Source organism: Herbiconiux sp. FW305-C-125, assembly GCF_058783455.1.
In genome coordinates, this window is the sequence record NZ_JBYSYO010000001.1 from 1,006,592 (window position 1) to 1,029,557 (window position 22,966).

At 68.3% G+C, this 22,966-nt stretch carries 20 protein-coding genes; 8 read left to right on the plus strand and 12 right to left on the minus strand.

What is annotated here, in order from left to right; translation table 11 throughout:
• Positions 1-33 precede the first annotated feature (33 nt).
• From rpsG to rpoB, 5 genes are all read right to left on the minus strand, one after another.
• Complete coding sequence (gene rpsG, locus AC3WLB_RS05225; protein ID WP_022895507.1) at positions 34-504, minus strand: 30S ribosomal protein S7; 471 nt, start codon at positions 502-504, stop codon at positions 34-36.
• Positions 504-878 carry a 30S ribosomal protein S12 gene (rpsL, locus tag AC3WLB_RS05230; protein WP_022889720.1) on the minus strand — a complete coding sequence of 125 codons (375 nt, stop codon included), beginning with the start codon at positions 876-878 and terminating at the stop codon, positions 504-506. Before rpsL ends, rpsG begins: the two co-directional genes overlap by 1 nt.
• A gap of 332 nt (positions 879-1,210) precedes the next feature.
• On the minus strand, positions 1,211-2,335 hold the full coding sequence (locus AC3WLB_RS05235; RefSeq protein ID WP_492503893.1) for a hypothetical protein: 1,125 nt from the start codon (positions 2,333-2,335) through the stop codon (positions 1,211-1,213).
• Positions 2,336-2,435: 100 nt separating this feature from the next.
• Positions 2,436-6,314: a DNA-directed RNA polymerase subunit beta' gene (locus AC3WLB_RS05240; RefSeq protein WP_492503894.1), complete on the minus strand. Its 3,879-nt coding sequence runs from the start codon at positions 6,312-6,314 to the stop codon at positions 2,436-2,438.
• A 42-nt stretch (positions 6,315-6,356) separates the two neighbouring features.
• Entirely contained in the window at positions 6,357-9,845 is a 3,489-nt protein-coding gene (rpoB, locus tag AC3WLB_RS05245; RefSeq protein ID WP_492503895.1) for a DNA-directed RNA polymerase subunit beta, read from the minus strand.
• Between the two features lie 261 nt (positions 9,846-10,106).
• Here rpoB and AC3WLB_RS05250 point away from each other — a divergent pair, with 261 nt between their 5' ends.
• The 5 genes from AC3WLB_RS05250 to AC3WLB_RS05270 all read left to right on the plus strand — a co-directional run bounded on the left by AC3WLB_RS05250 (position 10,107) and on the right by AC3WLB_RS05270 (position 14,226).
• The gene (locus AC3WLB_RS05250; protein WP_492503896.1) at positions 10,107-10,973 is read left to right on the plus strand and encodes a DUF817 domain-containing protein; all 867 of its coding nucleotides are present in this window, start codon (positions 10,107-10,109) and stop codon (positions 10,971-10,973) included.
• 9 nt (positions 10,974-10,982) lie between these two features.
• Positions 10,983-11,885, plus strand: a complete 903-nt coding sequence (locus tag AC3WLB_RS05255) for a spermidine synthase (RefSeq protein WP_492503897.1) — start codon at positions 10,983-10,985, stop codon at positions 11,883-11,885.
• A gap of 47 nt (positions 11,886-11,932) precedes the next feature.
• Positions 11,933-13,108 (plus strand): PQQ-dependent sugar dehydrogenase, encoded by a 1,176-nt coding sequence (locus AC3WLB_RS05260; protein ID WP_492503898.1) that lies wholly within the window; start codon positions 11,933-11,935, stop codon positions 13,106-13,108.
• Between the two features lie 105 nt (positions 13,109-13,213).
• Positions 13,214-13,702, plus strand: coding sequence for a hypothetical protein (locus AC3WLB_RS05265; RefSeq protein ID WP_022898829.1), 489 nt, complete (start codon positions 13,214-13,216; stop codon positions 13,700-13,702).
• A 14-nt stretch (positions 13,703-13,716) separates the two neighbouring features.
• Entirely contained in the window at positions 13,717-14,226 is a 510-nt protein-coding gene (locus tag AC3WLB_RS05270) for a SprT-like domain-containing protein (protein ID WP_492503900.1), read from the plus strand.
• A 52-nt stretch (positions 14,227-14,278) separates the two neighbouring features.
• On the opposite strand, the gene AC3WLB_RS05275 is transcribed toward AC3WLB_RS05270, so the two are convergent.
• The 5 genes from AC3WLB_RS05275 to AC3WLB_RS05295 all read right to left on the minus strand — a co-directional run bounded on the left by AC3WLB_RS05275 (position 14,279) and on the right by AC3WLB_RS05295 (position 18,421).
• Positions 14,279-15,292, minus strand: coding sequence for a Vgb family protein (locus AC3WLB_RS05275; RefSeq protein ID WP_492503902.1), 1,014 nt, complete (start codon positions 15,290-15,292; stop codon positions 14,279-14,281).
• 20 nt (positions 15,293-15,312) lie between these two features.
• Positions 15,313-16,278: a Vgb family protein gene (locus AC3WLB_RS05280; protein WP_492503904.1), complete on the minus strand. Its 966-nt coding sequence runs from the start codon at positions 16,276-16,278 to the stop codon at positions 15,313-15,315.
• A gap of 160 nt (positions 16,279-16,438) precedes the next feature.
• Positions 16,439-16,741, minus strand: coding sequence for a DUF427 domain-containing protein (locus AC3WLB_RS05285; RefSeq protein ID WP_022898831.1), 303 nt, complete (start codon positions 16,739-16,741; stop codon positions 16,439-16,441).
• A 28-nt stretch (positions 16,742-16,769) separates the two neighbouring features.
• Entirely contained in the window at positions 16,770-17,345 is a 576-nt protein-coding gene (locus tag AC3WLB_RS05290; protein ID WP_492503907.1) for a 2-phosphosulfolactate phosphatase, read from the minus strand.
• A gap of 50 nt (positions 17,346-17,395) precedes the next feature.
• A complete protein-coding gene (locus tag AC3WLB_RS05295; protein ID WP_492503909.1) occupies positions 17,396-18,421 on the minus strand; it encodes a Vgb family protein in 1,026 nt (341 codons plus the stop codon).
• Positions 18,422-18,542: 121 nt separating this feature from the next.
• Here AC3WLB_RS05295 and AC3WLB_RS05300 point away from each other — a divergent pair, with 121 nt between their 5' ends.
• From AC3WLB_RS05300 to AC3WLB_RS05310, 3 genes are all read left to right on the plus strand, one after another.
• The gene (locus tag AC3WLB_RS05300; protein WP_022896564.1) at positions 18,543-19,079 is read left to right on the plus strand and encodes a hypothetical protein; all 537 of its coding nucleotides are present in this window, start codon (positions 18,543-18,545) and stop codon (positions 19,077-19,079) included.
• On the plus strand, positions 19,076-19,744 hold the full coding sequence (locus AC3WLB_RS05305; protein WP_492503911.1) for a DUF1684 domain-containing protein: 669 nt from the start codon (positions 19,076-19,078) through the stop codon (positions 19,742-19,744). Before AC3WLB_RS05300 ends, AC3WLB_RS05305 begins: the two co-directional genes overlap by 4 nt.
• A gap of 204 nt (positions 19,745-19,948) precedes the next feature.
• Positions 19,949-21,616 carry a DEAD/DEAH box helicase gene (locus AC3WLB_RS05310; protein ID WP_492504669.1) on the plus strand — a complete coding sequence of 556 codons (1,668 nt, stop codon included), beginning with the start codon at positions 19,949-19,951 and terminating at the stop codon, positions 21,614-21,616.
• 80 nt (positions 21,617-21,696) lie between these two features.
• Here the strand turns inward: AC3WLB_RS05310 and AC3WLB_RS05315 are convergent, their stop codons facing one another.
• Together AC3WLB_RS05315 and AC3WLB_RS05320 are read right to left on the minus strand one after the other, a co-directional pair.
• Positions 21,697-22,287: a YdeI/OmpD-associated family protein gene (locus AC3WLB_RS05315; protein WP_492503913.1), complete on the minus strand. Its 591-nt coding sequence runs from the start codon at positions 22,285-22,287 to the stop codon at positions 21,697-21,699.
• Positions 22,288-22,334: 47 nt separating this feature from the next.
• Positions 22,335-22,874 (minus strand): NUDIX hydrolase family protein, encoded by a 540-nt coding sequence (locus AC3WLB_RS05320; RefSeq protein ID WP_022897660.1) that lies wholly within the window; start codon positions 22,872-22,874, stop codon positions 22,335-22,337.
• Positions 22,875-22,966: the final 92 nt, after the last annotated feature.

The following is a 22,966-nucleotide window of genomic DNA, read 5'->3' on the forward strand; positions in this document are numbered from 1 at the left end:
GGTAAGGGGTTGAGGGCGAGGAGAGGGGTCGGACTACCAGCGGTAGTGCGCGAACGCCTTGTTCGACTCGGCCATCTTGTGGGTGTCTTCGCGACGCTTGACAGCGGCGCCCAGACCGTTCGACGCGTCGAGGATCTCGTTGGTGAGACGCTCGGTCATCGTCTTCTCGCGGCGGGCCTTCGCGTAGGTGGTGAGCCAGCGGAGCGCGAGCGTGTTCGCGCGGTGCGGCTTGACCTCGATCGGAACCTGGTAGGTCGAGCCACCGACGCGGCGGCTGCGCACCTCGAGGGTCGGGCGCACGTTGTCGAGCGCCTTCTTCAGGGTGACGACCGCATCCTGGTTGTTCTTGGCGGCGACGCCCTCGAGCGCTTCGTAGACGATGCGCTCGGCAGTGGCCTTCTTGCCGTCGAGCAGGATCTTGTTGACCAGCTGGCTGACGATCGGGGCCCCGTAGACGGGGTCGGCGACGACGGGGCGCTTCGGAGCGGGACCCTTGCGAGGCATTACTTCTTCTCCATCTTCGCGCCGTAACGGCTGCGAGCCTGCTTGCGGTTCTTCACGGCCTGCGTGTCGAGCGCGCCGCGGATGATCTTGTAGCGAACGCCAGGGAGGTCCTTCACACGACCGCCGCGGACGAGCACCATCGAGTGCTCCTGCAGGTTGTGGCCCTCACCGGGGATGTACGCGGTGACCTCGGTGCCGTTCGACAGCTTGACGCGGGCGACCTTGCGAAGCGCGGAGTTCGGCTTCTTGGGGGTGGTGGTGTACACACGGGTGCACACGCCGCGCTGCTGGGGGTTGGCCTTGAGGGCGGGCGCCTTGGTCTTCGTGACCTTGGGGCTGCGACCCTTCCGGACCAACTGCTGAATGGTTGGCACTACTTGCTCCTTGTATTCGTACTGCACAGTGTTTGCAAGGGCGGACACCCGCACCTCGTTCGTTCACGACCCACGCGCGCCTCGTTCAGGCGTGTCGGGTTCGTTTGGACCCACCGGCGGTACAAAATGGCTCTGGTATCGCTGGTTGGTGGAGCAGTGGGGACTTACGTCCTGCTTCGCTCGAAAATCTGGGCATGCAAGTATGCACACACCCGGAAAATAATAGCCTCTTGACCCCGGAGGGTCAAATATCGCTCCTCATGCTGGGAGCGAACGGCAGCGCGGACCTGCCGATGTTACCAGGTCGGACTGGGTGCCCAGGTCGGAGCGGGTTACCAGGTCGGGCTGGTGGTCGGCGATTCGGCGTAGGCCATGGTGGCCGCAGCCGAGCTCTCGGCCTGCCGCCGGTCGAACTCCTCGCGCGCCGCCAGATTGCGCGCCTTGACCTTGCGGCCACGCAGCGCGATCCAGGCACCGGCCCAGATGGTGGCCTCGCGGGCCACGATGGCACCGGCGAGGGTGAGCGGGTCCATGGTGATGGAGCGCACGAAGTCGTACTGCTCCTGGGGCTGCCAGTTCCAGGCCTGCACGTGGATGAGTGCGCCCGCCAGGCCCCCGAAGTAGACCAGGACGGCCACCAGGAAGCCCCCGAGCACATAGGCCCACCAGCCCGCGCGATTGACGATCAACACCATCAGGATGAGCGAGACCGCGAACACGATCGCCGGCACGATGAATGCGGCGCTGAGGAGGAACGAGGAGAAGGCCGTGACGTAGGTGTCGGGCTGCACGTTCGCCGAGATGATGAGGAAGGCGACGGCCGCGTAGACCACCGCGAACGCGACGGTGCCCACCAGCGCGATGAGCGTACCGCCGCCCCGGTTGCCGCGGGCGGCCGGTGGCGTGGGCGCGGCGATCGGCTGCGGCACGGGCTGGTAGGGCGGCGGGTAGGCCGCACCCGCCATCGCGGCGGCCGCCGGCGGCGCCGGAGCGAACACGGCCGCGGGGTACGGGGTGCGGCCCTCATCGACCGGGACGTACGGCGTGGGCTCGGACGACGTCACATAGGGGCCGCCCTGCGGCTGACGGTCGTAGGCGGCGGTGGCCTGCTCGGCAACGGGAGCATGGTCGGAGACGACGTAGGGACCCCCCAGCGGCTCGCGAGTGGCGCTCTCGGCCGTCGGCCGCCCGCTCGCGGCCGGCAGGTCCTCACCGGGGGCTTCGACCGGCCCAGCGTGCTCGACGGCCTCGACGCGCTCGACGCGCTCGGTGTCGACCACCTCGACGTTCTCAGCGGGTTCCGGGTCGTTGCGCGGCGCATCCGTCGCCCCGTCGCCCGCGGGCGCCTGCCACGCCGGCAGATCGGGCAGCGGCGGCGTCGCCGGCGCCGCCGTCTCCCCCTCGGGCCCCCGCGCAGGGAACTCCGGTGTGTCGTCGTGACGGTCGTCGCTGCTCATGCGCACACGCTACCAACGGATGCGTCATCCGACAGCCACGCGCGCCGCAGAACCAGAAAGGCCCCCCACCGTCCGGTGAGGGGCCTTTCGGGGGTGCCTACTAGTTGTAGGTGCCCGGGGTGTAGTCGTCGCTCGAGAACGAGTCGAAGTCGACGAACGAGAGGTCGGCCTCCGAGAACACCGAGTCATCCGTGAAGATGCGGTTCGGGTAGCGCTCGGCCTTGGCCTCTTCGGTCGCCTCGACGGTGACGTTGCGGTACTTCTGGAGACCGGTTCCGGCCGGGATCAGCTTTCCGATGATCACGTTCTCCTTCAGGCCCACCAGCGGGTCGGACTTGCCCTCCATGGCGGCCTGCGTGAGAACACGCGTGGTCTCCTGGAACGACGCGGCCGACAGCCACGACTCGGTCGCGAGCGAGGCCTTGGTGATACCCATGACCTCCTGGCGAGCCGAGGCGGGCTTCTTGCCCTCGGCGAGAGCGGCGCGGTTCACCTCGGTGTAGCGCGACCGGTCGACGAGCTCACCGGGGAGCAGGTCGGTGTCGCCGTGCTCGACGACGGTGACCTTGCGCAGCATCTGCCGCACGATGACCTCGATGTGCTTGTCGTGGATCGGCACACCCTGCGAGCGGTAGACGCCCTGCACACCGCCCACGAGGTGCTTCTGCACCTCGCGCACGCCCTTGACGCGAAGGACTTCCTTCGGGTCGACGGCGCCGACGATGAGCTGCTGGCCGAGCTCGACGTGCTGCCCGTCCTCGACGAGGAGGGTGGCGCGCTTCAGCACCGGGTAGGCGATCGGCTCGTCACCGTTGTCGGGCGTGAGGATGACCTTGCGGCTGCGCTCCGTGTCCTCGATGATGACGCGACCGGCGGCCTCGACGATGGGCGACGCACCCTTGGGGGTGCGGGCCTCGAAGAGCTCCTGCACGCGGGGCAGACCCTGCGTGATGTCGTCGGCCGAGGCCGATCCACCGGTGTGGAAGGTGCGCATCGTGAGCTGGGTACCGGGCTCACCGATCGACTGGGCCGCGATGATGCCGACGGCCTCGCCGATGTCGACGAGCTTGCCGGTGGCGAGCGAGCGGCCGTAGCAGGCAGCACACACACCGACGGCCGACTCGCAGGTCAGCACGGAGCGCACCTTGATGGTGCGGACGCCCGCGGCGACCAGCTTGTCGATCAGCACGTCGCCGACGTCGTCTCCGGCCTCGGCCACGACCTCACCCTTCTCGTTCACCGCGTCAGCGGCGAGCGAACGGGCGTAGACCGAGTTCTCGACGTTGTCGTCGCGGGTCCAGGTGCCGTCGGCACCCTCGATCGCGATCGGCAGGTCGAGACCGCGGGAGGTGCCGCAGTCGGGCTCGCGGATGATGACATCCTGCGAGACGTCCACCAGACGACGGGTGAGGTAGCCCGAGTCGGCCGTACGGAGAGCCGTGTCGGCCAGACCCTTGCGGGCACCGTGGGTCGCGATGAAGTACTCCGCCACCGACAATCCCTCGCGGTACGAGGAGATGATCGGGCGCGGGATGATCTCACCCTTCGGGTTGTTCACCAGGCCTCGCATACCCGCGATGTTGCGGATCTGCAGCCAGTTACCACGAGCACCCGACGACACCATGCGGTTGATGGTGTTGTCGCTCGGGAAGTTGGCACGCATGGCCTGGGCGACCTCGTCGGTGGCCTTCGTCCAGATCTGGATGAGCTCCTGACGACGCTCGAGGTCGGTCGTGAGACCCTTCTCGAACTGACCCTGCACCTTGGCGGCCTGCTTCTCGTAGCCCGCCACGATCTCCCGCTTGTTCGGCGGGGTCAGGATGTCGGAGAGCGCAACGGTCACACCGGAGCGCGTGGCCCAGTAGAACCCGGCGTCCTTGATGCGGTCGAGCGAGGCTGCGACCTCCACCTTCGGGTAGCGCTCGGCGAGGTCGTTGACGATGCCCGAGAGCATCCCCTTGTCGGCGACGGCCCGGGTGAGCGGGTAGTCGGCCGGCAGGGCCTCGTTGAACAGCGCGCGACCGAGCGAGATGTCGACCAGCACGGGGCCGTCGACGTAGCCCTCGGGCCGCTCGTCCTCGTGGAAGACGACGTCGTTCAGGCGGATGCGCACATTCGCGTTGAGGTCGAGCGTCTTCTGGTCGAAGGCCAGGATCGCCTCGGCGATCGAGGCGAACGCGCGGCCTTCACCGACAGCGCCCTCCTTGACCGTGGTGAGGTGGTGTAGACCGATGATCATGTCCTGGGTCGGCAGGGTGACCGGACGGCCATCCGACGGCTTCAGGATGTTGTTCGACGCGAGCATCAGGATGCGCGCCTCGGCCTGGGCCTCGACCGACAGCGGGAGGTGGACGGCCATCTGGTCACCGTCGAAGTCCGCGTTGAACGCGGCGCAGACGAGCGGGTGCAGCTGGATCGCCTTGCCCTCCACGAGCTGGGGCTCGAAGGCCTGGATGCCGAGACGGTGCAGCGTGGGCGCGCGGTTCAGCAGCACGGGGCGCTCGCGGATGATCTCCTCGAGCACGTCCCACACCTGCGGGCGCGAACGCTCCACCATGCGCTTGGCGGCCTTGATGTTCTGAGCGTGGCTCAGGTCGATCAGGCGCTTGATCACGAACGGCTTGAAGAGCTCGAGCGCCATCTGCTTGGGCAGACCGCACTGGTGCAGCTTCAGCTGCGGGCCGACGATGATGACCGAACGGCCCGAGTAGTCCACGCGCTTGCCGAGAAGGTTCTGGCGGAACCGGCCCTGCTTACCCTTCAGCATGTCGCTGAGGGACTTCAGCGCGCGGTTGCCGGTACCCGTGACGGGGCGACCGCGGCGGCCGTTGTCGAACAGCGCGTCGACGGCCTCCTGCAGCATGCGCTTCTCGTTGTTGACGATGATCTCGGGCGCACCGAGGTCGAGCAGACGGCGCAGACGGTTGTTGCGGTTGATGACACGACGGTAGAGGTCGTTCAAGTCGCTGGTCGCGAAGCGGCCACCGTCGAGCTGCACCATCGGGCGCAGCTCCGGCGGGATGACCGGCACCACGTCGAGCACCATCGCGGCCGGCGAGTTGCCGGTCTGCAGGAACGAGTTCACCACGCGCAGACGCTTGATGGCGCGGATCTTCTTCTGACCCTTGCCCTCGGCGATCTGCAGGTGCAGCAGCTCCGACTCGGCCTCGAGGTCGAACGCCTCGAGGCGCTTCTTGATCGCCTCCGCGCCCATGTAGGCCTCGAAGTACATGCCGTAGCGGTCCTGCAGCTCGTGGAAGATCGCATCCTCGGGCTTCAGCTCGCCCACCTTGAGGTTGCGGAAGTCCTCCCACACGCGCTCGAGCTGGGAGATCTGGTCGTCGTAGGCCTTGCGGGTCTGCGCCATCTCCTTCTCGGCGCCGTCCTTCGTGCGGCGCTTCTGGTCGGCCTTCGCGCCCTCGTTCTCGAGCTCGGCGAGGTCGGTCTCGAGGCGCGACAGGCGGTCGGCGATGCGGGCGTCACGCTGGTCGGACAGGGTCTTGATCTCGAGCCGCAGCTCGTTCTCGAGGCCCGGCATGTCCTCGTGGCGGCCGTCTTCGTCGACCGAGATGATCATGTACGCGGCGAAGTAGATGACCTTCTCGAGGTCTTTCGGCGCCATGTCGAGCAGGTAGCCCAAGCGCGACGGAACGCCCTTGAAGTACCAGATGTGGGTGACCGGAGCGGCGAGCTCGATGTGGCCCATGCGCTCACGGCGCACCGACGACTTCGTGACCTCGACACCACAGCGCTCACAGACGATGCCCTTGAAGCGCACCCGCTTGTACTTGCCGCAGGAGCACTCCCAGTCCCGGCTCGGCCCGAAGATCTGCTCTCCGAAGAGGCCGTCCTTCTCGGGCTTCAGCGTGCGGTAGTTGATCGTCTCGGGCTTCTTGACCTCACCGTGCGACCACTTGCGGATGTCGTCTGCCGTGGCGAGACCGATCCGCAGCTCATCAAAAGTTGTTACGTCGAGCAATTTTCCTTCTCTCCTGGAAAAAGTCTTCTAGTGGTTGCCGGCTCAGATGTCGTCGATGGACGACGACTCGAAGCGGCTGGAGATGTTGATGCCGAGCTCTTCGGCGGCACGGAAGACCTCGTCGTCCGTGTCGCGCAGGCTCACCGCGGTGCCGTCGGCCGAGAGCACCTCGACGTTCAGGCAGAGCGACTGCATCTCCTTGATGAGCACCTTGAAGCTCTCGGGGATACCCGGCTCCTGGATGTTCTCGCCCTTGACGATCGCCTCGTAGACCTTCACGCGGCCGAGGATGTCGTCGGACTTGATGGTGAGCAGCTCCTGCAGCGCGTACGCCGAGCCGTAAGCCTCGAGGGCCCACACCTCCATCTCACCGAAGCGCTGGCCACCGAACTGCGCCTTACCACCGAGCGGCTGCTGGGTGATCATCGAGTACGGACCGGTCGAACGGGCGTGGATCTTGTCGTCGACCAGGTGGTGCAGCTTCAGGATGTACATGTAGCCGACCGAGACGGGCTCCGGGTACGGCTCGCCGGAGCGGCCGTCGAACAGCTGCGTCTTGCCGGAGGAGCCGATCAGGCGCTCGCCGTCACGCGTGAGCGTGGTGGAGTCGAGCAGACCCGCGATCTCCTCCTCGGAGGCGCCGTCGAACACCGGGGTCGCGACCTTCGTGCCGGGAGCAGCCGAACGGGCCTGCTCGGGCAGGCTCGCAGCCCACTTCGGCTTGCCCTCGACCTCCCAGCCCTGCTTGGCGATCCACCCGAGGTGGGTCTCCAGCACCTGGCCGAAGTTCATGCGGCCCGGGATACCCATCGGGTTCAGGACGATGTCGACCGGAGTTCCGTCGGCGAGGAACGGCATGTCCTCGACCGGGAGGATCTTCGAGATGACGCCCTTGTTGCCGTGACGGCCGGCGAGCTTGTCGCCCGCGGTGATCTTGCGCTTCTGGGCGATGTAGACCACCACGCGCTGGTTGACGCCTGAACCCAGCTCGTCGTCGTTCTCGGCCGAGAACTCCTTGACGGCGATGATGGTTCCCTCTTCACCGTGCGGCACCTTGAGGCTCGTGTCGCGCACCTCGCGGCTCTTCTCGTTGAAGATCGCGCGGAGCAGACGCTCCTCGGCGGAGAGCTCGGTCTCACCCTTCGGCGTGACCTTGCCGACGAGGATGTCGCCGGGGCGCACCTCGGCACCGATACGGATGATGCCGCGCTCGTCGAGGTCGGCCAGCAGCTCCGGGCTCACGTTGGGGAGGTCACGGGTGATCTCCTCCTTGCCGAGCTTGGTGTCGCGGGCATCCACCTCGTACTCCTCGATGTGGATCGAGGAGAGCACGTCGTCCTTCACCAGGTTCTGGCTCAGGATGATCGCGTCTTCGAAGTTGTGACCCTCCCACGGCATGAACGCCACGAGGAGGTTCTTGCCGAGCGCGAGCTCGCCGTTCTCGGTGGCCGGGCCATCGGCGATGACCTGACCGGCCTCGATCCGCTCGCCCTCGGAGACGATGACGCGGTTGTTGTACGACGTGCCCTGGTTCGAGCGGTCGAACTTGCGCAGGTAGTAGGTGTCGTAGCCACCGTCGTCGAGCTGCACGGTGACGGCGTCGGCCGACACCTCCTGCACCACACCGGCGTTGGCCGCGGTGACCACGTCACCGGCGTCGATGGCTGCGAAGCCCTCCATACCGGTACCCACCAGCGGCGACTCCGAACGGAGCAGGGGCACGGCCTGGCGCTGCATGTTCGCGCCCATGAGCGCGCGGTTCGCGTCGTCGTGCTCGAGGAAGGGGATGAGCGAGGTCGCGACCGACACCATCTGGCGCGGCGAGACATCCATGTAGCCGATCTCCTCGGCCGGGAACAGGTCGACCTCGCCGCCCTTCTTACGGGCGAGGACGCGCTGCTCGGCGAAGTGCGAGTCGGCGGTCAGCGGCGCGTTGGCCTGGGCGACGATGTACTCGTCCTCCTCCGACGCGGTGAGGTAGTCGATGTTCTCGGTGACCTTGCCGTCGACGACGCGGCGGTAGGGGGTCTCGATGAAACCGAACGAGTTGATGCGCGCGAAGGATGCGAGCGAACCGATCAGACCGATGTTCGGGCCTTCAGGGGTCTCGATCGGGCACATCCGGCCGTAGTGGCTGGGGTGCACGTCGCGCACCTCGACGCCGGCACGCTCACGGGACAGACCACCGGGGCCGAGCGCAGAGAGGCGGCGCTTGTGGGTGAGACCCGCGAGCGGGTTGTTCTGGTCCATGAACTGCGACAGCTGGCTCGTTCCGAAGAACTCCTTGATCGCGGCGACGACGGGGCGCACGTTGATCAGGGTCTGCGGGGTGATGGCCTCGATGTCCTGCGTGGTCATGCGCTCGCGGACGACGCGCTCCATGCGGGACAGACCCGTGCGGACCTGGTTCTGGATGAGCTCGCCGACGGCGCGGATGCGACGGTTGCCGAAGTGGTCGATGTCGTCGACGTCGAGACGGATCTCGACCGGCTTGCCGTCACGCACGCCGGGCAGCTGCGTCTGGTTGTCGTGCAGGGCCACCAGGTACTTGATGGTCGCGATGATGTCCTGGTTGGTGAGGACGGAGTCGCTGAGCGGAGCGTCGATACCGAGCTTGCGGTTGATCTTGTAACGACCCACCTTCGCCAGGTCGTAGCGCTTCGGGTTGAAGTAGAAGTTGTCGAGCAGCGCACGCGCGGCCTCGGCAGCCACCTGCTCGCCCGGACGGAGCTTGCGGTAGATGTCCTTGAGGGCCTCTTCCTTGGTGAGGATCGAGTCCTTCTCCAGGGTGGCCTCGATCGAGGCGAAGCCCTTGAACTCCTCGAGGATCTCCTCGGAGGTGAGGCCGAGGGCCTTGAGGAACACGGTCACCGACTGCTTGCGCTTGCGGTCGATGCGCACGCCGACCTGGTCGCGCTTGTCGATCTCGAACTCGAGCCAGGCGCCGCGGCTCGGGATGATGCGAGCCGAGTAGATGTCCTTGTCGGAGGTCTTCTCGGGGGTGCGCTCGAAGTACACACCAGGGGAACGCACGAGCTGGGACACGACGACACGCTCGGTGCCGTTGATGATGAAGGTGCCCTTCTCGGTCATCAGCGGGAAGTCGCCCATGAAGACGGTCTGGGTCTTGATCTCACCGGTCTGGTGGTTCATGAACTCGGCCTCGACGTAGAGCGGGGCGGCGTAGGTCTTGCCGCGCTCCTTGCACTCGTCGATGGTGTACTTCTCCGGCTCCAGGAACGGGCTGGTGAAGCTCAGCTGCATGGTCTCGCCGAGGTCTTCGATCGGCGAGATCTCCTCGAAGATCTCGTCGAGGCCCGAGTTGCTCGGCAGGTCTTGCCGGCCGGCGGCCTTGGCTTCGGCGACGCGTGCCTTCCACACGTCGTTACCGACCAGCCAGTCGAAGCTCTCGGTCTGCAGAGCGAGCAGATCGGGAACCGTCAAGGTGTCGGTGATCTTGGCGAACGAGAGCCGGGAAGCGGCCCGACCGTTCTTGGGTGAATTGGTGGTTGCGTTGCGCGCAGCAGCCAAGGAAATAACCTCCGTGGACCCCGTCGGGTCTTGTGTTACTTACGGTCGATGTGGTGTCGAGACTCCGCAGACATGGTCTGAACCCGCAATATGGTTCTAGAGTGTTGCTGCGCGGTATGGTGTGAACCTGTCCGCGCGGCTGCCGACCACAATATGAAGGCATGGGTTTTCTGGGAGCGCAAAGAACAAATATAGGCGTTTTCAACACGCCTGTCCAGTCGAAATCTTGACCAGTTCCATTTTCTCAGGTATAACCACCGCGTGAGCGACGCCGAGAGCTTCCTCGAGGGCCGTTGGCGGCGCATCCTGGCCGCCACGCCCGCGCGCGGCCCCCTCTCCTGGCTCGTCGAGTTCCTCGTGTTCGGGCTCAAGCAGGCTTGGGCCTGCGTGTTCGGCGGCGCGCTGCTCGCCGTCATCTTCGCGGCGCGGCTCTGGTACCCGGCCGACGCCGCGCTCGCGCGGAACGACTTCCTGACGCTCGCGGCGGTGGCGATCCAGGTGGTGATGGTCGCGGCGCGGCTGGAGACCTGGCGGGAGCTGCGGGTGGTCGTGCTCTTCCACATCGTGGGCACCGTGATGGAGCTGTTCAAGACCGACGTCGGGTCGTGGAGCTACGGAGCCGACGGCATCCTGCGCATCGCCGGGGTGCCGCTGTTCAGCGGGTTCATGTACGCGGCGGTCGGGTCGTACCTCGTGCGCGTGTACCGGCTGTTCGATCTGCGCTTCACACGCTATCCGCCCCTGTGGCTGACGGCCGTGCTCGCCGCCGCGATCTACCTCAACTTCTTCACCCACCACTACATCTGGGACCTGCGCTGGCTGCTCGTGCTCGCCGTCGTGGCGGTGTTCGCGCGCACGACGATGCACTACCGGGTCTTCCGGCGGACGTACCGGATGCCCGTGCTCGTCGCGTTCCTGCTGGTGGCGCTGTTCATCTGGTTCGCGGAGAACATCGCCACCTTCTCCCAGGCCTGGACCTACCCCGACCAGGCGACTGGCTGGCAACTCGTGTCGGCCGCGAAGCTCGTCTCGTGGTTCCTGCTCATGATCATCTCCGTCGTGCTGGTGACGTGGGTGTACCCGCCGAAGGCGCCGGGGCCGCTCGGGCCGCTCGGGCCTCGGCGATAGGGTCGAGGGATGGCACGGAACGCGGAGCGGGCGGCGGGCGGCGGGGGCGCCGGGCATCCGTCGACCCGGTTGCAGGACGGCTTGCTCGCCACCATCGAGGAGGACCGGTTTCGCCCCGGATCGAAGGTGCTGATCGTCGACGGCACACCGCAGTCGCACGTCGACCTCGACGACCCCGGCTACCTCTCGTTCGAGTACGTGCGGCGCATCGGGCACGGCATCGACCTCGTCGCCGCGCCCGGGGCACCCATCACGGCGGTGCACCTCGGGGGCGGCGCGTTCACCCTGCCCCGCTACGTGGCCGCCACCCGCCCCGGGTCGCGGCAGCAGGTGGTGGAGATCGACAGCGCGCTGGTGGAGTTCGTGCGCGAGCACCTGCCGCTGCCGCGGGACGCGAGCATCCGGGTGCGGCACGGCGACGCCCGCGAAGTGCTGGCGAAGTTCCCGCCCGGGTTGCACGGCACGGTCGACGTCGTCGTGGTGGATGTGTTCGCCGGCGCGCGAACGCCGGCTCACGTCACGAGCGCGGAGTTCTACACGGCCGTCGCGGGCATCCTCTCGCCCACCGGGATCGTGGCGGTGAACGTGGCCGACGGAGCGGGGCTCGCGTTCGCCCGCAGCCAGGCGGCGACGCTCGCGCACGTGTTCCCGGCGGTGGCCCTGGTGGCCGACCCGCAGATGTTGAAGGCGCGACGGTTCGGCAACGTGGTCGCGTTCGCGTCGAACGCGCCGCTGCCCTTCGATACGCTGCCGCGGCTCGTGGCGGGGGATCCGGTGCCGGCGAAGGTGGTGGCCGGGCGGGAGCTGCGTGACTTCATCGCGGGCGCCCCGGTGTCCACCGACCAGACCTCCACGCCGTCGCCGGCTCCCGCTCGGAGCATTTTCCAGGTAGACCGGAAGCAGCGGGACTGACGGTCGAGACGGGTGGTGAGCGGATGCGCGGGAGAAGTCGGGCAGCCGTGAGCCGCGCTCGGGGCGCCGTGGTGGGTGCGGTTGCAGCACTCGCCGTGTTGGGGCTGGCGGCGTGTTCGGGCGCGGCCGAGGCGCCCGCGACTCCGACGGAGGCCGCCTCCTCCGCTCCGCCCTCCCCCACTCCGTCGATGACGGCGGCACCGACGCCCACGGCGAGCGCCGCGCCGTCTGAGGATCTCGGGCCGCTCGTGCCGTCGGGGGATCCGGTGGCGATCGCGAGCGACCTGCCGGCACCGTGGTCGATCCCGCGGCTGGCCGACGGATCACTCCTCGTGAGCGAGCGGGACTCCGGGCAGATCGTGGAGATCGTCGACGGCCGCGCGGTGCCGGTTGCGACGATGCCCGGCGTGGTGGCGGCGGGCGAGGGCGGCCTCCTCGGTCTCGCGGCGTTGGAGGGGGCATCCGGCAGCTACCTGTACGCCTACTACACCGCGCAGGACGACAACCGGGTGGTGCGGATGCCGCTGTCGGGCTCCCCGGGCGCGCACACCCTGGGCGCACCCGAGGGGGTGCTCACGGGATTGCCGAAGGCGTCGAACCACAACGGTGGGCGAATCGCGTTCGGACCGGACGGCATGCTCTACGTCACCGCGGGCGACGCGAGCAACGGCTCGAACGCGCAGACCCTCGATTCGCTGGGCGGGAAGATCCTGCGGATCACCCCGATCGGCACGGTGCCGGCCGACAACCCGTTCCCGGGGTCGCCGGTGTGGACGCTCGGGCACCGCAACCCGCAGGGCATCGCCTGGGCCGCCGACGGCACCATGTGGGCGGCCGAGTTCGGGCAGGACACCTGGGACGAGATCAACCGCATCACGCCGGGAGCGAACTACGGCTGGCCGGTGGTGGAGGGCGTGGCGGGAGACCCGGCGTTCGTCGACCCGGTGGCGCAGTGGCCGACGGAGGACGCGTCGCCGTCGGGGATCGCGGTGGTCGGCGACACGATCTTCATGGCCGCGCTCGGCGGGGAGCGGCTGTGGACCGTGGGGTTCGACGGGTCGGCCGCATCCTGGTACCAGGGCGGTCAGCTCGGGCGGGTGCGCGACGTCGTGCGCGGGCCCGGATCGACGGTGTACCTGCTCACGAACAACACCGACGGGCGCGGGTCGCCACGCGCCGGTGACGACGTGCTCTACCAGGTGAATCTGGTTCCGGCGGGGTGAGTCGCCGGGCCATCCCCGGGCGGGTTGAGTACCCTTGACGCGACGGGACCCGAACCCCCGACACGGCACCAGGAGCACGAACTGAGCATCATCACCGGTTACGACATGACCACCCTCCGCGAGAAGGTCGATCTCGACGCCGTGAACGAGCGGCTCGAGGAGCTCGGCAAGCTCCGGAGCCTGTCGGCCCTGAACGAGAAGGTCGTGCTGCTGCGCCTCGGCGGGCAGCTCGACGAGGCGTTCGTCATCGCCAACGAAGCGCTGCGGCAGGCCCGGTTCTCGGGTGACCGGGAGCAGGCGCTGGGGGCGCGCATCCGTCGTGCGCAGGTGCAGCAGTACCAGGGCAAGTACGCCGCCGCCCTGCAGGAGCTCTCGCTCTGCGTCGAGGAGGCGCAGACCCACGAATGGGGCGCGCTCGAGGCGGCGGCCACGCTCAGCCGCGGCAAGGTGCACTTCGAGATGAAGGACTTCGAGTCGGCACTCGTCGACTTCAAGGCTGCGGTCTTCTTGATGGAGCGGCAGGGCGCATCCATCGATCAGTTGGAGAGCTCATTGGTGGCGGTGGCCGTGACCGAGTCGTTCCTCTCGGCGTAGGGTCCGGGTTCGCCGTGGCCGATCTTGCTCGTGTGACGACCTGGGCGAACGCCCTGATCGCGCTGCATCTGGATGCGCGGGTCTGGTCGTTCGGGTTCGACAACGCCAAGACGCGGGCCGGGCAGTGCAACTACACGGCGCGGCGCATCACGGTGTCGCGGTATCTGGCGGCGCGGTACGAGGACGACGAGATCCACCAGATCCTGCTGCACGAGGTGGCGCACGCGCTGGCCGGGTCAGGCGCCGGGCACGGGCCGCGGTGGACGGCGATCGCCCGGTCGATCGGGTACGAGGGGTCGCGGCTGCACCACGGCACGCGGGCCGACGAGCTGGCGCCGTGGGTGGGGCGCTGCCCCGCCGGCCACGAGTTCTACCGGCACCGGCGGCCCGCGTCACGCCTCTCCTGCAGCCTCTGCGCGCGCGGCTTCAGCGCGGCGCACCTCATCACGTGGACCCGCCGCGACGTCGCCCCCGCCCGCCGCGGCACCCCCGCGGCCCAGCGGGCGCGGCAGCCGCTGGGCTGAGTCGCCCGGAAAGCGGCAACCGGCGGCGGTCTACCGGCTCGACATCCGGTGACTACACCGAGCCGAGCGTGCCCCGATTGAAATCGGTGTACCAGAGCGAACCGATGCTGGAGACGGCGAGGCGGTTCGGCATCGCCCCGGCGAATGGCGGAGTCACGAACGACACCGACCCGTCGAGCTCGACGCGGCCGATGTCTCCCCCACCGTCAGTGAAGTACAACTGGGCGAAATCGCCGGCGACGAGTGAGGCCGGAGTGACGGTGCCGAACCGCGCGGGTGGGATCGGGACCACGCTCACGCCGCCGGAGAGCGTCACGTTCGCGAGCGCCCCGGCACCCCCGACCCACAGGGTTCCGTCGTGAGCGACGGCGAGACCTGAGAGACCGGTGAGGGCGAGCGGGACGACGTCGAACGCGCCCGAGCGCGGGTCGTATGCGCCGAGGGATGCCACTGGAGACCCGGCCCGGGTGAACCAGAGCCGGCCATCCGGAGCACTGACGACATTGGTGATGATCGCACCATCGGGGTCAGCGACTCTGGTGATCGTGCCATCGGGCGCGATGCTGCCGAGACCGCCCGTGGCCGGCTCCCCGAACCAGACGTTGCCATCCGACCCGGAGACCACGGAGAAAGCCATATCGAATGAGCCGCCGAGGGGGAACGAGTCGACTGTGCCCGTGCGCGGATCGAGTCGGTCGATTGCTGCGTTTGCGGCGTCGCCGAACCACATGTCACCGCTCGGCGTCATCGTCATGTCAATGACGGCGGGATGCGTGGGGCCGAGGTCATAGGGGGTCTGCCCACCGCTGACGGGGTCGACGCGCACCAGCTCGTTGCTCGATCTATCCGCGTACCAGAGAAAGCCGCCGAGGTCGCTTTCGACGATCTCGGGTCGACCTCCCGCCGTGGCGGGCGCGGTCTCGTGCCAGGTGGCGAACCCCGCTCCTCCGACGTCGACCGCCTGAGCTGCCGGAGCGGCGCCCCCGGCGATCGTCATGACCGCCGCAATGGCCGCGATTCCAGCGACGGCGCAACGGATGGAACGCGAGAAACTGATCTCAGACACTGTTCTTATTCCTTTCTGCATCAGTTCCAGGTGAGGGTCGGGCTCCAAAGCTCGTTGACCCAGAGGTGACCCTCCCCGTCGATGTCGAGAGCGGTGCGGTTGCCGTCGAGGCGACTGAAATGTGCCACCCCAGCCCCGTCGATCGTGCCGTAGCCGTACTCCTGGTCGAGGAAGTGGAGCTCGGCGGAGTCGTCGCCGGCGAGGTCCCCTCCGACCATGGCGACGGGCAGCACGGGAATCGCTCCCCCGCCGGTGACATGCCGGTCGGTGATCGTGCCATCCATCGCGATCTCGAGGAAGCCGTACAGTCCGCCGACCCACACGTCGCCACTCTTGCCGACGGCAATCATGCTGCCGGAGGATGCGCCGCCGCCCAGGTCGGCGAATGACCCGGTCCGCGGGTCGTAGGCGCCCACACGATTCCCGCCGGTTCGCGTGTACCAGATGCGACCGTCGGGTGCGGCGGTCACTGCATTGACGCGCTCATCGCGCGGTTCGGCCACGACGGAGATCATGCCCATCGCGTCGATACTCACGATGTTCGTGCCGTAAGGGTCGCCGAACCAGATGTTGCCGTCAGCGCCGAGCGTGAGTGATGAAGGAGCAGCGCTCACGCCGGTGAGTGGAAAGACCTCGACCGCCCCCGTATCCGGGTCGAGGCGATCCATCGTCACACCGAACCCCTCGCTGAACCACATCGATCCGTCGGCGGCTCCGACGACTGCCAGCACGTTGAGCCGAGTTCCCAGGTCGTATGCCGTCTGGACATGGGTGTGAACGTCGATCCGGACGAGGTCTTCGGCGCGGTCATCGAAGTACCAGAGGTTGCCGTCGACATCGTGCGTCAAGCGCGTGATCTGGGCCGTCGGGCTGCTGAGCGGCAGGTCATGCCAAAGCGAGACACCGCTGCTCGAAAGGTCGAGCGCGGAGGCAGAGCTCGCGAACGAGCTTGCCGTCAGAACTGCGAAGACGCACGTTGCCAGCATGGCGGCGCGGCGAGTGCCGACCGCTGTGGAGTGCGCGGGAGTGCGGGTTGGACATGGAGGAACTCCTCGGATCGGTGGGATGGGCGCTGGGTGGGCGCATCCGATCACCGTATTCGAGGAGTCCTCAGGGGTGGGAGGAGTAGTTGCTACTCCATCGGCGTCAGTCGGTGACCTGGACCTCTTTCCAGAAAGCGACGTAGTTCGAGAAGTCCTTGCCGACGCGGTCGAAGGCGGTCGGGTAGGGGTGCGGGTAGCTCCACGCGCGATCCTGCAGCGAGGCGTCGCCGTTCTTGACGTTGAAGTACTGGCACTCGCCCTTCCAGGGGCAGGTGTAGGGGGTGGGGCTCTTCTCGAGGAACTCCGCGTTCACGCTCGACGGCGGGAAGTACCAGTTGCCCTCGATCGCGATCAGATCTTCTTTGGGTGCTTCGGCGATGACGGTGCCGTCCAGGACTGCCTTCATTGTGCTGACCTCCAATGTCACCTCAACGCTACGCCTTCTGCAGCGAATCCTCGCTGTCGATCGCGCACAGCTCTCTCAGTTCGGCCGCGCGCCCCTGCGCGACCCATTCCTGCCCGGCCGCCGACGCGGAGACGAGGTGCCCGACCGCGCCCCGCAGCCCGGTGAACGCGGCGCAGGCGGCAGCCGCCTCGGGCGAGGAGTAGTCGATGCCGAGGGTCGCGAGGGCGTCGACGACGGCGCCTGCCAGCAAGAAGTCCTCGACGGCGAACTGCCCGTCGGCGCGCTGCGGTGTGACGATCGCCACCATCGCCCGGTCGCCGCGGCGGGCCTGCTCGTCGAGCACCGCGCGCGCCGCAGCACTCCGCACCCGGAAGTCGGCCGCAAGGACGAGCGCGTCCGCCGGCACGGATGACGGCGACGACGCGAGCTCGTCACCGATCCCATCCGGGAGCGCGTCGGCGAGCACGACAACGTGCGCATCCGCCACCACCGCCGCGAGCTCCCCCGACGCCACGCCCACGTGCACACGCACCTGGTAGCGGGTCTGCGAGCTCGATCCCTCCATGACCGGGATCGGGGCTGCGGAGGACGACTCGGTGCGCATCCCCCGATCATAGATTCACGTCTCCTGCGGCCAGAAATCCGCGTCGCTGGTCAGTACCAGAGAAGTGAATCTCCGATGACAGTACTGGCCTGTGCCCAGAGGTGGCCCTGGCCATCGATCACCATCGACATGCTCGGAGTATCCAGCCGCGAAGAATGAAGCGTGCCGTCGGCCTCGACGCGTGTGAACCCCAGGTCGGACGACGTGAAGTAGACCTCGCCTTCGTCGTCACCGGCGAGGTCGCCGCCGACCAGACCGAAGACACGGATGGGAAGACCGCTTCCCGCCGGGAGCGGATGGGTCTCGACGCTGCCATCGAGCGCAATCTCGATGATCTCGCCGTCACCCCCTAGCCACAGCGAACCGCTCTTCCCGACAGCCAGCGTCCGGGAATCGACGGTTCGGACTCCGAAATCGGAGAATGCTCCGCTGACGGGGTCGAATGCTCCGAGGGCATCCGACCCGCTGCGGGTGTACCAGAGTCGCCCATCGGCGGCGGCTTTCATGTCGAAGATCCGCTCGCCATGGGGCTCCCGGATTACCGAGACGGAACCGCTGAGGCTGACGCGAGCGAGTTCGTCGGAGAAGATGTTTCCCAGCCAGATCGCTCCGTCGGCACCGACTGCGAGAGCTGACGATGCTGCCACAGCCGTCGACACTGCGAAGGACGAGACCGACCCGGTGACCGGGTCGAGCCTGTTGACGGTGGAGTCGGCGCTGTTCGTGTACCAAAAGGTCCCATCGGGCGCACCGACCATGCCCGTGACCCACGAGTCGGAGTCAATGGGGTACTCCGTCTGCGCGTGGCTGCCCTGATCGATACGTACCAACGATTGGGCTGCATTGCCGTTGGTGTACCAGACGTCCCCGGCCCAGTCCTTCGTAAGCAGGCGCGCGCTCGTCACGGCCGCAGGCAAGGGAAGCTCGTGCCAGAGCGAGACACTGTGGGGCGGAAGGTCGAGTGCGCTCGCGCCGCCTTCGCCGGCAGGAACCGTGAGCGAAGCGACTACGGCGACCGCGGCACCGACTGTCAGGAGGCCGCGACGATGGCGACGAGCGGGATGAATACCGGACATGACTACTCCTCGGATCGGACCCTGGGTGGGGGGCACGCCAAAGTCCATCACCGACCCAAGACCAGGAGTTATGAGTAGTTGCTACTCGAAGATTGCGGTGAGGGCGCTTGGAGCAGCGAACGTGCCGGGGGAGACTGGTGGGGTGCGCGTGCTGCTGAAGTTGGTTCTGGACTGCGACCCGGATGCGGCCTGGCGCGCGTTGCGGAGCCCCGCGGTGTTCCGCGAGGTGTCGGGGCCGCTTATGGAGGTGGAGTCGCTCGCCGCTGACGGGTTCCCGACCGTGTGGGAGCCGGGGCAGCATCCGGTCGCCATGAAAGCGGCGGGGCTGCTTCCGATGGGAAAGCAGATCATCCGGTTGAGCGTCGAGACGGCCGAGCGCGGGCAGACGCGCATCCTGCACGATTCGGGGCAGGGGGTGACCGGGGCGGTGAGCGCGATCCACCTCTGGGACCACCGGATGGCCGTGTCGCCCGACCCCGCGGGGACGGGCAAGACGCTCTACCGCGATCAGTTGATCGTGGGCGCCGGGCTTCTGACTCCCTTCGCCTGGTACAGCCTGTGGGCGTTCTGGCAGCTGCGCGGGCGCAAGCTGCAGGCTCTCGCGCCGAGTTGGGCGTACGATTTCCCCGCCCCTGAACCTGTGGAGGACGAGTCATGAACGCCGCTGCGATGACGGCCCTCGAGACGGCGGACTGGCGCCGGCGCGTGTTCAGCATCTACGAGGAAGTGCGCCGACTGCGCGGTGTCGACGCCGTCGAGGCGCACGAGTTCTGGCGGGAGGCGCGGGACGACCTGTTCCGCCTGCATCCGGCCACTCCCCTGCTCCCCGACGACCGCGAGGGCTTCGACGGGCTGCCGATCGCGCCGTACGACCCCGCGTGGAGCTTCGAGGTCGAGATCGAGGAGGTGCCCGAAGACGACGACCGCCCTCGGCACTTCGACTTCGAGACCGGGACGGACGGTGTCGTTCCGTTCGATCTGCTCGGCATCGCCCGAATCGACGGCGTCGGCACCCTCGACGTCTGGCGTCTCGCCTCCTACGGCGGTGGCCTGTTCATCCCGGTGAAGGACGCCCTCGCCGGCAAGCCCGGCGGCACCTACGGCGGCGGCCGCTACCTCGTCGACACCATCAAGGGCGCGAGCCTCGACCAGAACGTCGTCCTCGGGGTCGGCAGCTCGTCGACCCTCGTGCTCGACTTCAACTTCGCCTACAACCCGTCCTGCGCCTACGACCCTGCATGGGCCTGCCCGCTGGCCCAACCGGGCAACCGCGTGGCTGTGGAAATCCCCGTCGGCGAGAGCTACCCCGGAGACATGCACTAGACTGGGGGTACTCGAGGGCTCCACTGCGAGCCCCGTGCGTCGAAAGAACGCTCCCTCTTCTCGTGGGCCGGCACCGAATGCCACCCATTTGCAGATACTTCTTGCGGCGAACGGATGCACCGTCGGTGCGTTCGCCAGAACTCCGAGTGGGCCTTCTGCACGATGCGCCTGCCGGACTGATGCCCGAAAGGCACCACTGTGTCCATCACTCCTTCCTCCTTCGGCGCGCTCGGCGTGCCCGCTCCGCTCGTCGCTGTGCTCTCCGCGCAGGGCAAGACCGAGCCGTTCCCCATCCAGGTCGACACCCTGCCCGACACGCTGAACGGGCGTGACGTGCTCGGCCGCGGCAAGACCGGCTCGGGCAAGACCCTCGCCTTCTCCATCCCGATGGTGGCGCGCCTGGCCGGGCCGCTCGCCGGCGGCCAGCGCCGCCCGGGTCGCCCCGTCGGCCTCATCCTCGCCCCCACGCGCGAGCTCGCCACCCAGATCGACGCGACCCTCGCTCCGCTCGCCCACGCCTACGGCATGACCACCACCACGATCTTCGGCGGCGTCTCGCAGTCGCGCCAGGTTACCGCCTTGAAGGCCGGCGTCGACATCGTCGTGGCCTGCCCGGGCCGCCTCGAAGACCTCATGAAGCAGGGTTTCCTCACCCTCGACGCGGTCGAGATCACGGTGCTCGACGAGGCCGACCACATGGCCGACCTGGGCTTCCTGCCCGTCGTCACGCGCATCCTGGACAAGACCCCGCAGTCGGGCCAGCGCATGCTCTTCTCGGCGACGCTCGACAACGGCGTCGACAAGCTCGTGCGCAAGTTCCTCCACAACGAGGTGCTGCACTCGGTCGACGAGGCCAACTCCCCCGTCGCCGCGATGACGCACCACGTGTTCGAGACTCCCGATGTGGAGTCCAAGCGCGTGCTCGTGGAGAAGCTCGCGTCGGGCACCGGGCGCCGCATCCTCTTCATGCGCACCAAGCACCACGCCAAGAAGCTCGCGAAGCAGCTCACCGAGGCGGGCATCCCGTCGGTCGACCTGCACGGCAACCTCTCGCAGGTCGCGCGTGACCGCAACCTCGCCGCGTTCTCCGACGGCTCGGTGCGCGTGCTGGTGGCGACGGATGTCGCGGCGCGCGGTGTGCACGTCGACGACATCGAGCTCGTGATCCACGTCGACCCGCCGGCGGAGCACAAGGCGTACCTGCACCGCTCGGGTCGCACCGCTCGCGCCGGATCGGCCGGCGACGTCGTGACGATCATGCTTCCGGCGCAGCGGAAGGACGTGAAGGACCTGCTGCGGAAGGCCGCGATCACGGTCACGCCCGAGGCCGTTCCCGCGTCGGGTGCTTCGCCGTCGGTGGACGCCCTCGTCGGCGAGGTCGCGGCGTACGTGAAGCCGGCGCCGCGGACGACCAACCAGCTCCCCGCGTCGGGGCAGGCACGCCGGGGTTCCGGTTCCGGTTCCGGCGAGGGCGGCGGCCGGTCGCAGGGCGCGAACGCGCAGCGCAAGCGCGCCCGGCGTGACGGCGCCGTCGTCGGCGCCGACGGCGGACAGGGTGGCCAGGGCCGCAGCGGTCAGGGCGGCGGGCGCAACGGCGCCGGCCAGGGCCAGGGCCGCGGCGGCCAGGGCGGCTCGGGCGCGACCGGCGGCGGGCGCGGGCGCGGTCGTGGCGGCAACGGCGGAGGCTCGACCTCCGGCGGCAGCCGCTCCTTCTACAGCACCTCCACCGATCGCCCCGCCTCCGGCTCGGGCGAGGCCGGTGGCCGCCGCGGCGGGGCCGGCCAGAACTCGGGCGCGGGTTCTGACCGCCCCCGCCAGTCGGCAGCGTCGTTCTCGGCCAGCAGCAACGGCGGCCGGCGCCGCTCGCGCTAGTCGCGCATCCGCTCCCCTCGAACGGCCCGTCTCCTCGGAGGCGGGCCGTTCGCGCACCCCGACCAGGTGGGGCGGGGCGCTCAGGTCGTGCGCGGGGACTGGGGGTAGATGGTCTCGTGGCGGGCGAGCTGGGCCACGAAGGTCTCGATGCGGCGGGCCCGTGTCTCGGGGCGCTTGGCGTTGACGACGCGGAACAGCACGGCGAACCTGTTCTGCCCCGACAGCGTGGCGAAGAACGCCTCGGCCTCGGGGTTCGCGCGAAGCGCCGCCGCCAGATCGTCGGGCACCTCGATGTTCTTCGGCGAGGCGTACGCCGCGTCCCATCGCCCGTCGGCCTTGGCGCGGTCGATCTCGCGGAAACCGCCCTCGCGCATCCGCCCCGCCTCGATGAGTGCGGCCACTTTCGCCCGGTTGATCTGCGACCAGATGCTCCTCGCCCGCCGTGGCGTGAAGGTCTGCAGGAAGTAGTCGTCGTCGAGCGCATTGCGGCGGCCGTCGATCCAGCCGTGGCAGAGGGCCACGTCGAGTGCTTCGGCATAGCTCACCGTGGTGTTCGCGCTGCCCTTCTTGGCGATGGCCAGACGCACGCCGTCGGATGCCTCAGCATGCTCGGTGAGCCAGGCCTCCCAGGTGACGGCGTCGGCGAAATAGTGGATGTCGCGCTCCTCCATGCTGGCCCCCTCGCCTCGCTCCGATCCGACTCAGTCGATGCGGATGCTCAGCGCAGCCGCCCGACCGACGCGAGCGCCGCCCGCAGCAGCGCACCGCGCCCGCCCTCCATCTCGGCGGAGATCGAGTCGGCGGATGCCTCCTCGGGCGTCATCCAGGTGAGTTCGAGGGCATCCTGCCGCGGCTCGCAGGTGCCCGTGACGGGGACGACGTAGGCCAGCGACACGGCGTGCTGACGCTCGTCGTAGTAGGTGGACACACCGGGGAGCGGGAAGTACTCGGCCACCTGGAACGGCACCGGGCTGGCCGGGAGCTGCGGGAACGCCATGGGCCCGAGGTCTTTCTCGAGGTGCCGGAACAGTGCGTCGCGCAGCGTCTCGCCGTACATCACCCGCCCCGAGACGAGCGTGCGGGTGATGGTGCCGCTCGACCCGACGCGCAGCAGCACGCCGACCTCGACTACCTGGCCGAGCCCGTCGACCCGCACCGGCACCGCCTCGACGTAGAGCAGCGGCAGCCGCTGCCGGATCTCGGCGAGCTCGCTGTCGCTCAACCAGCCGGAATTCGGATCGGGGGTGCGAACGCTCATAGTCCATTCTTACCTGCTCCCGCCGACACCCACGCGTGCGACAGGCCCCCCGATGCGCCCACGACCGCGCCGATGCCGATGTCGGTGGCATG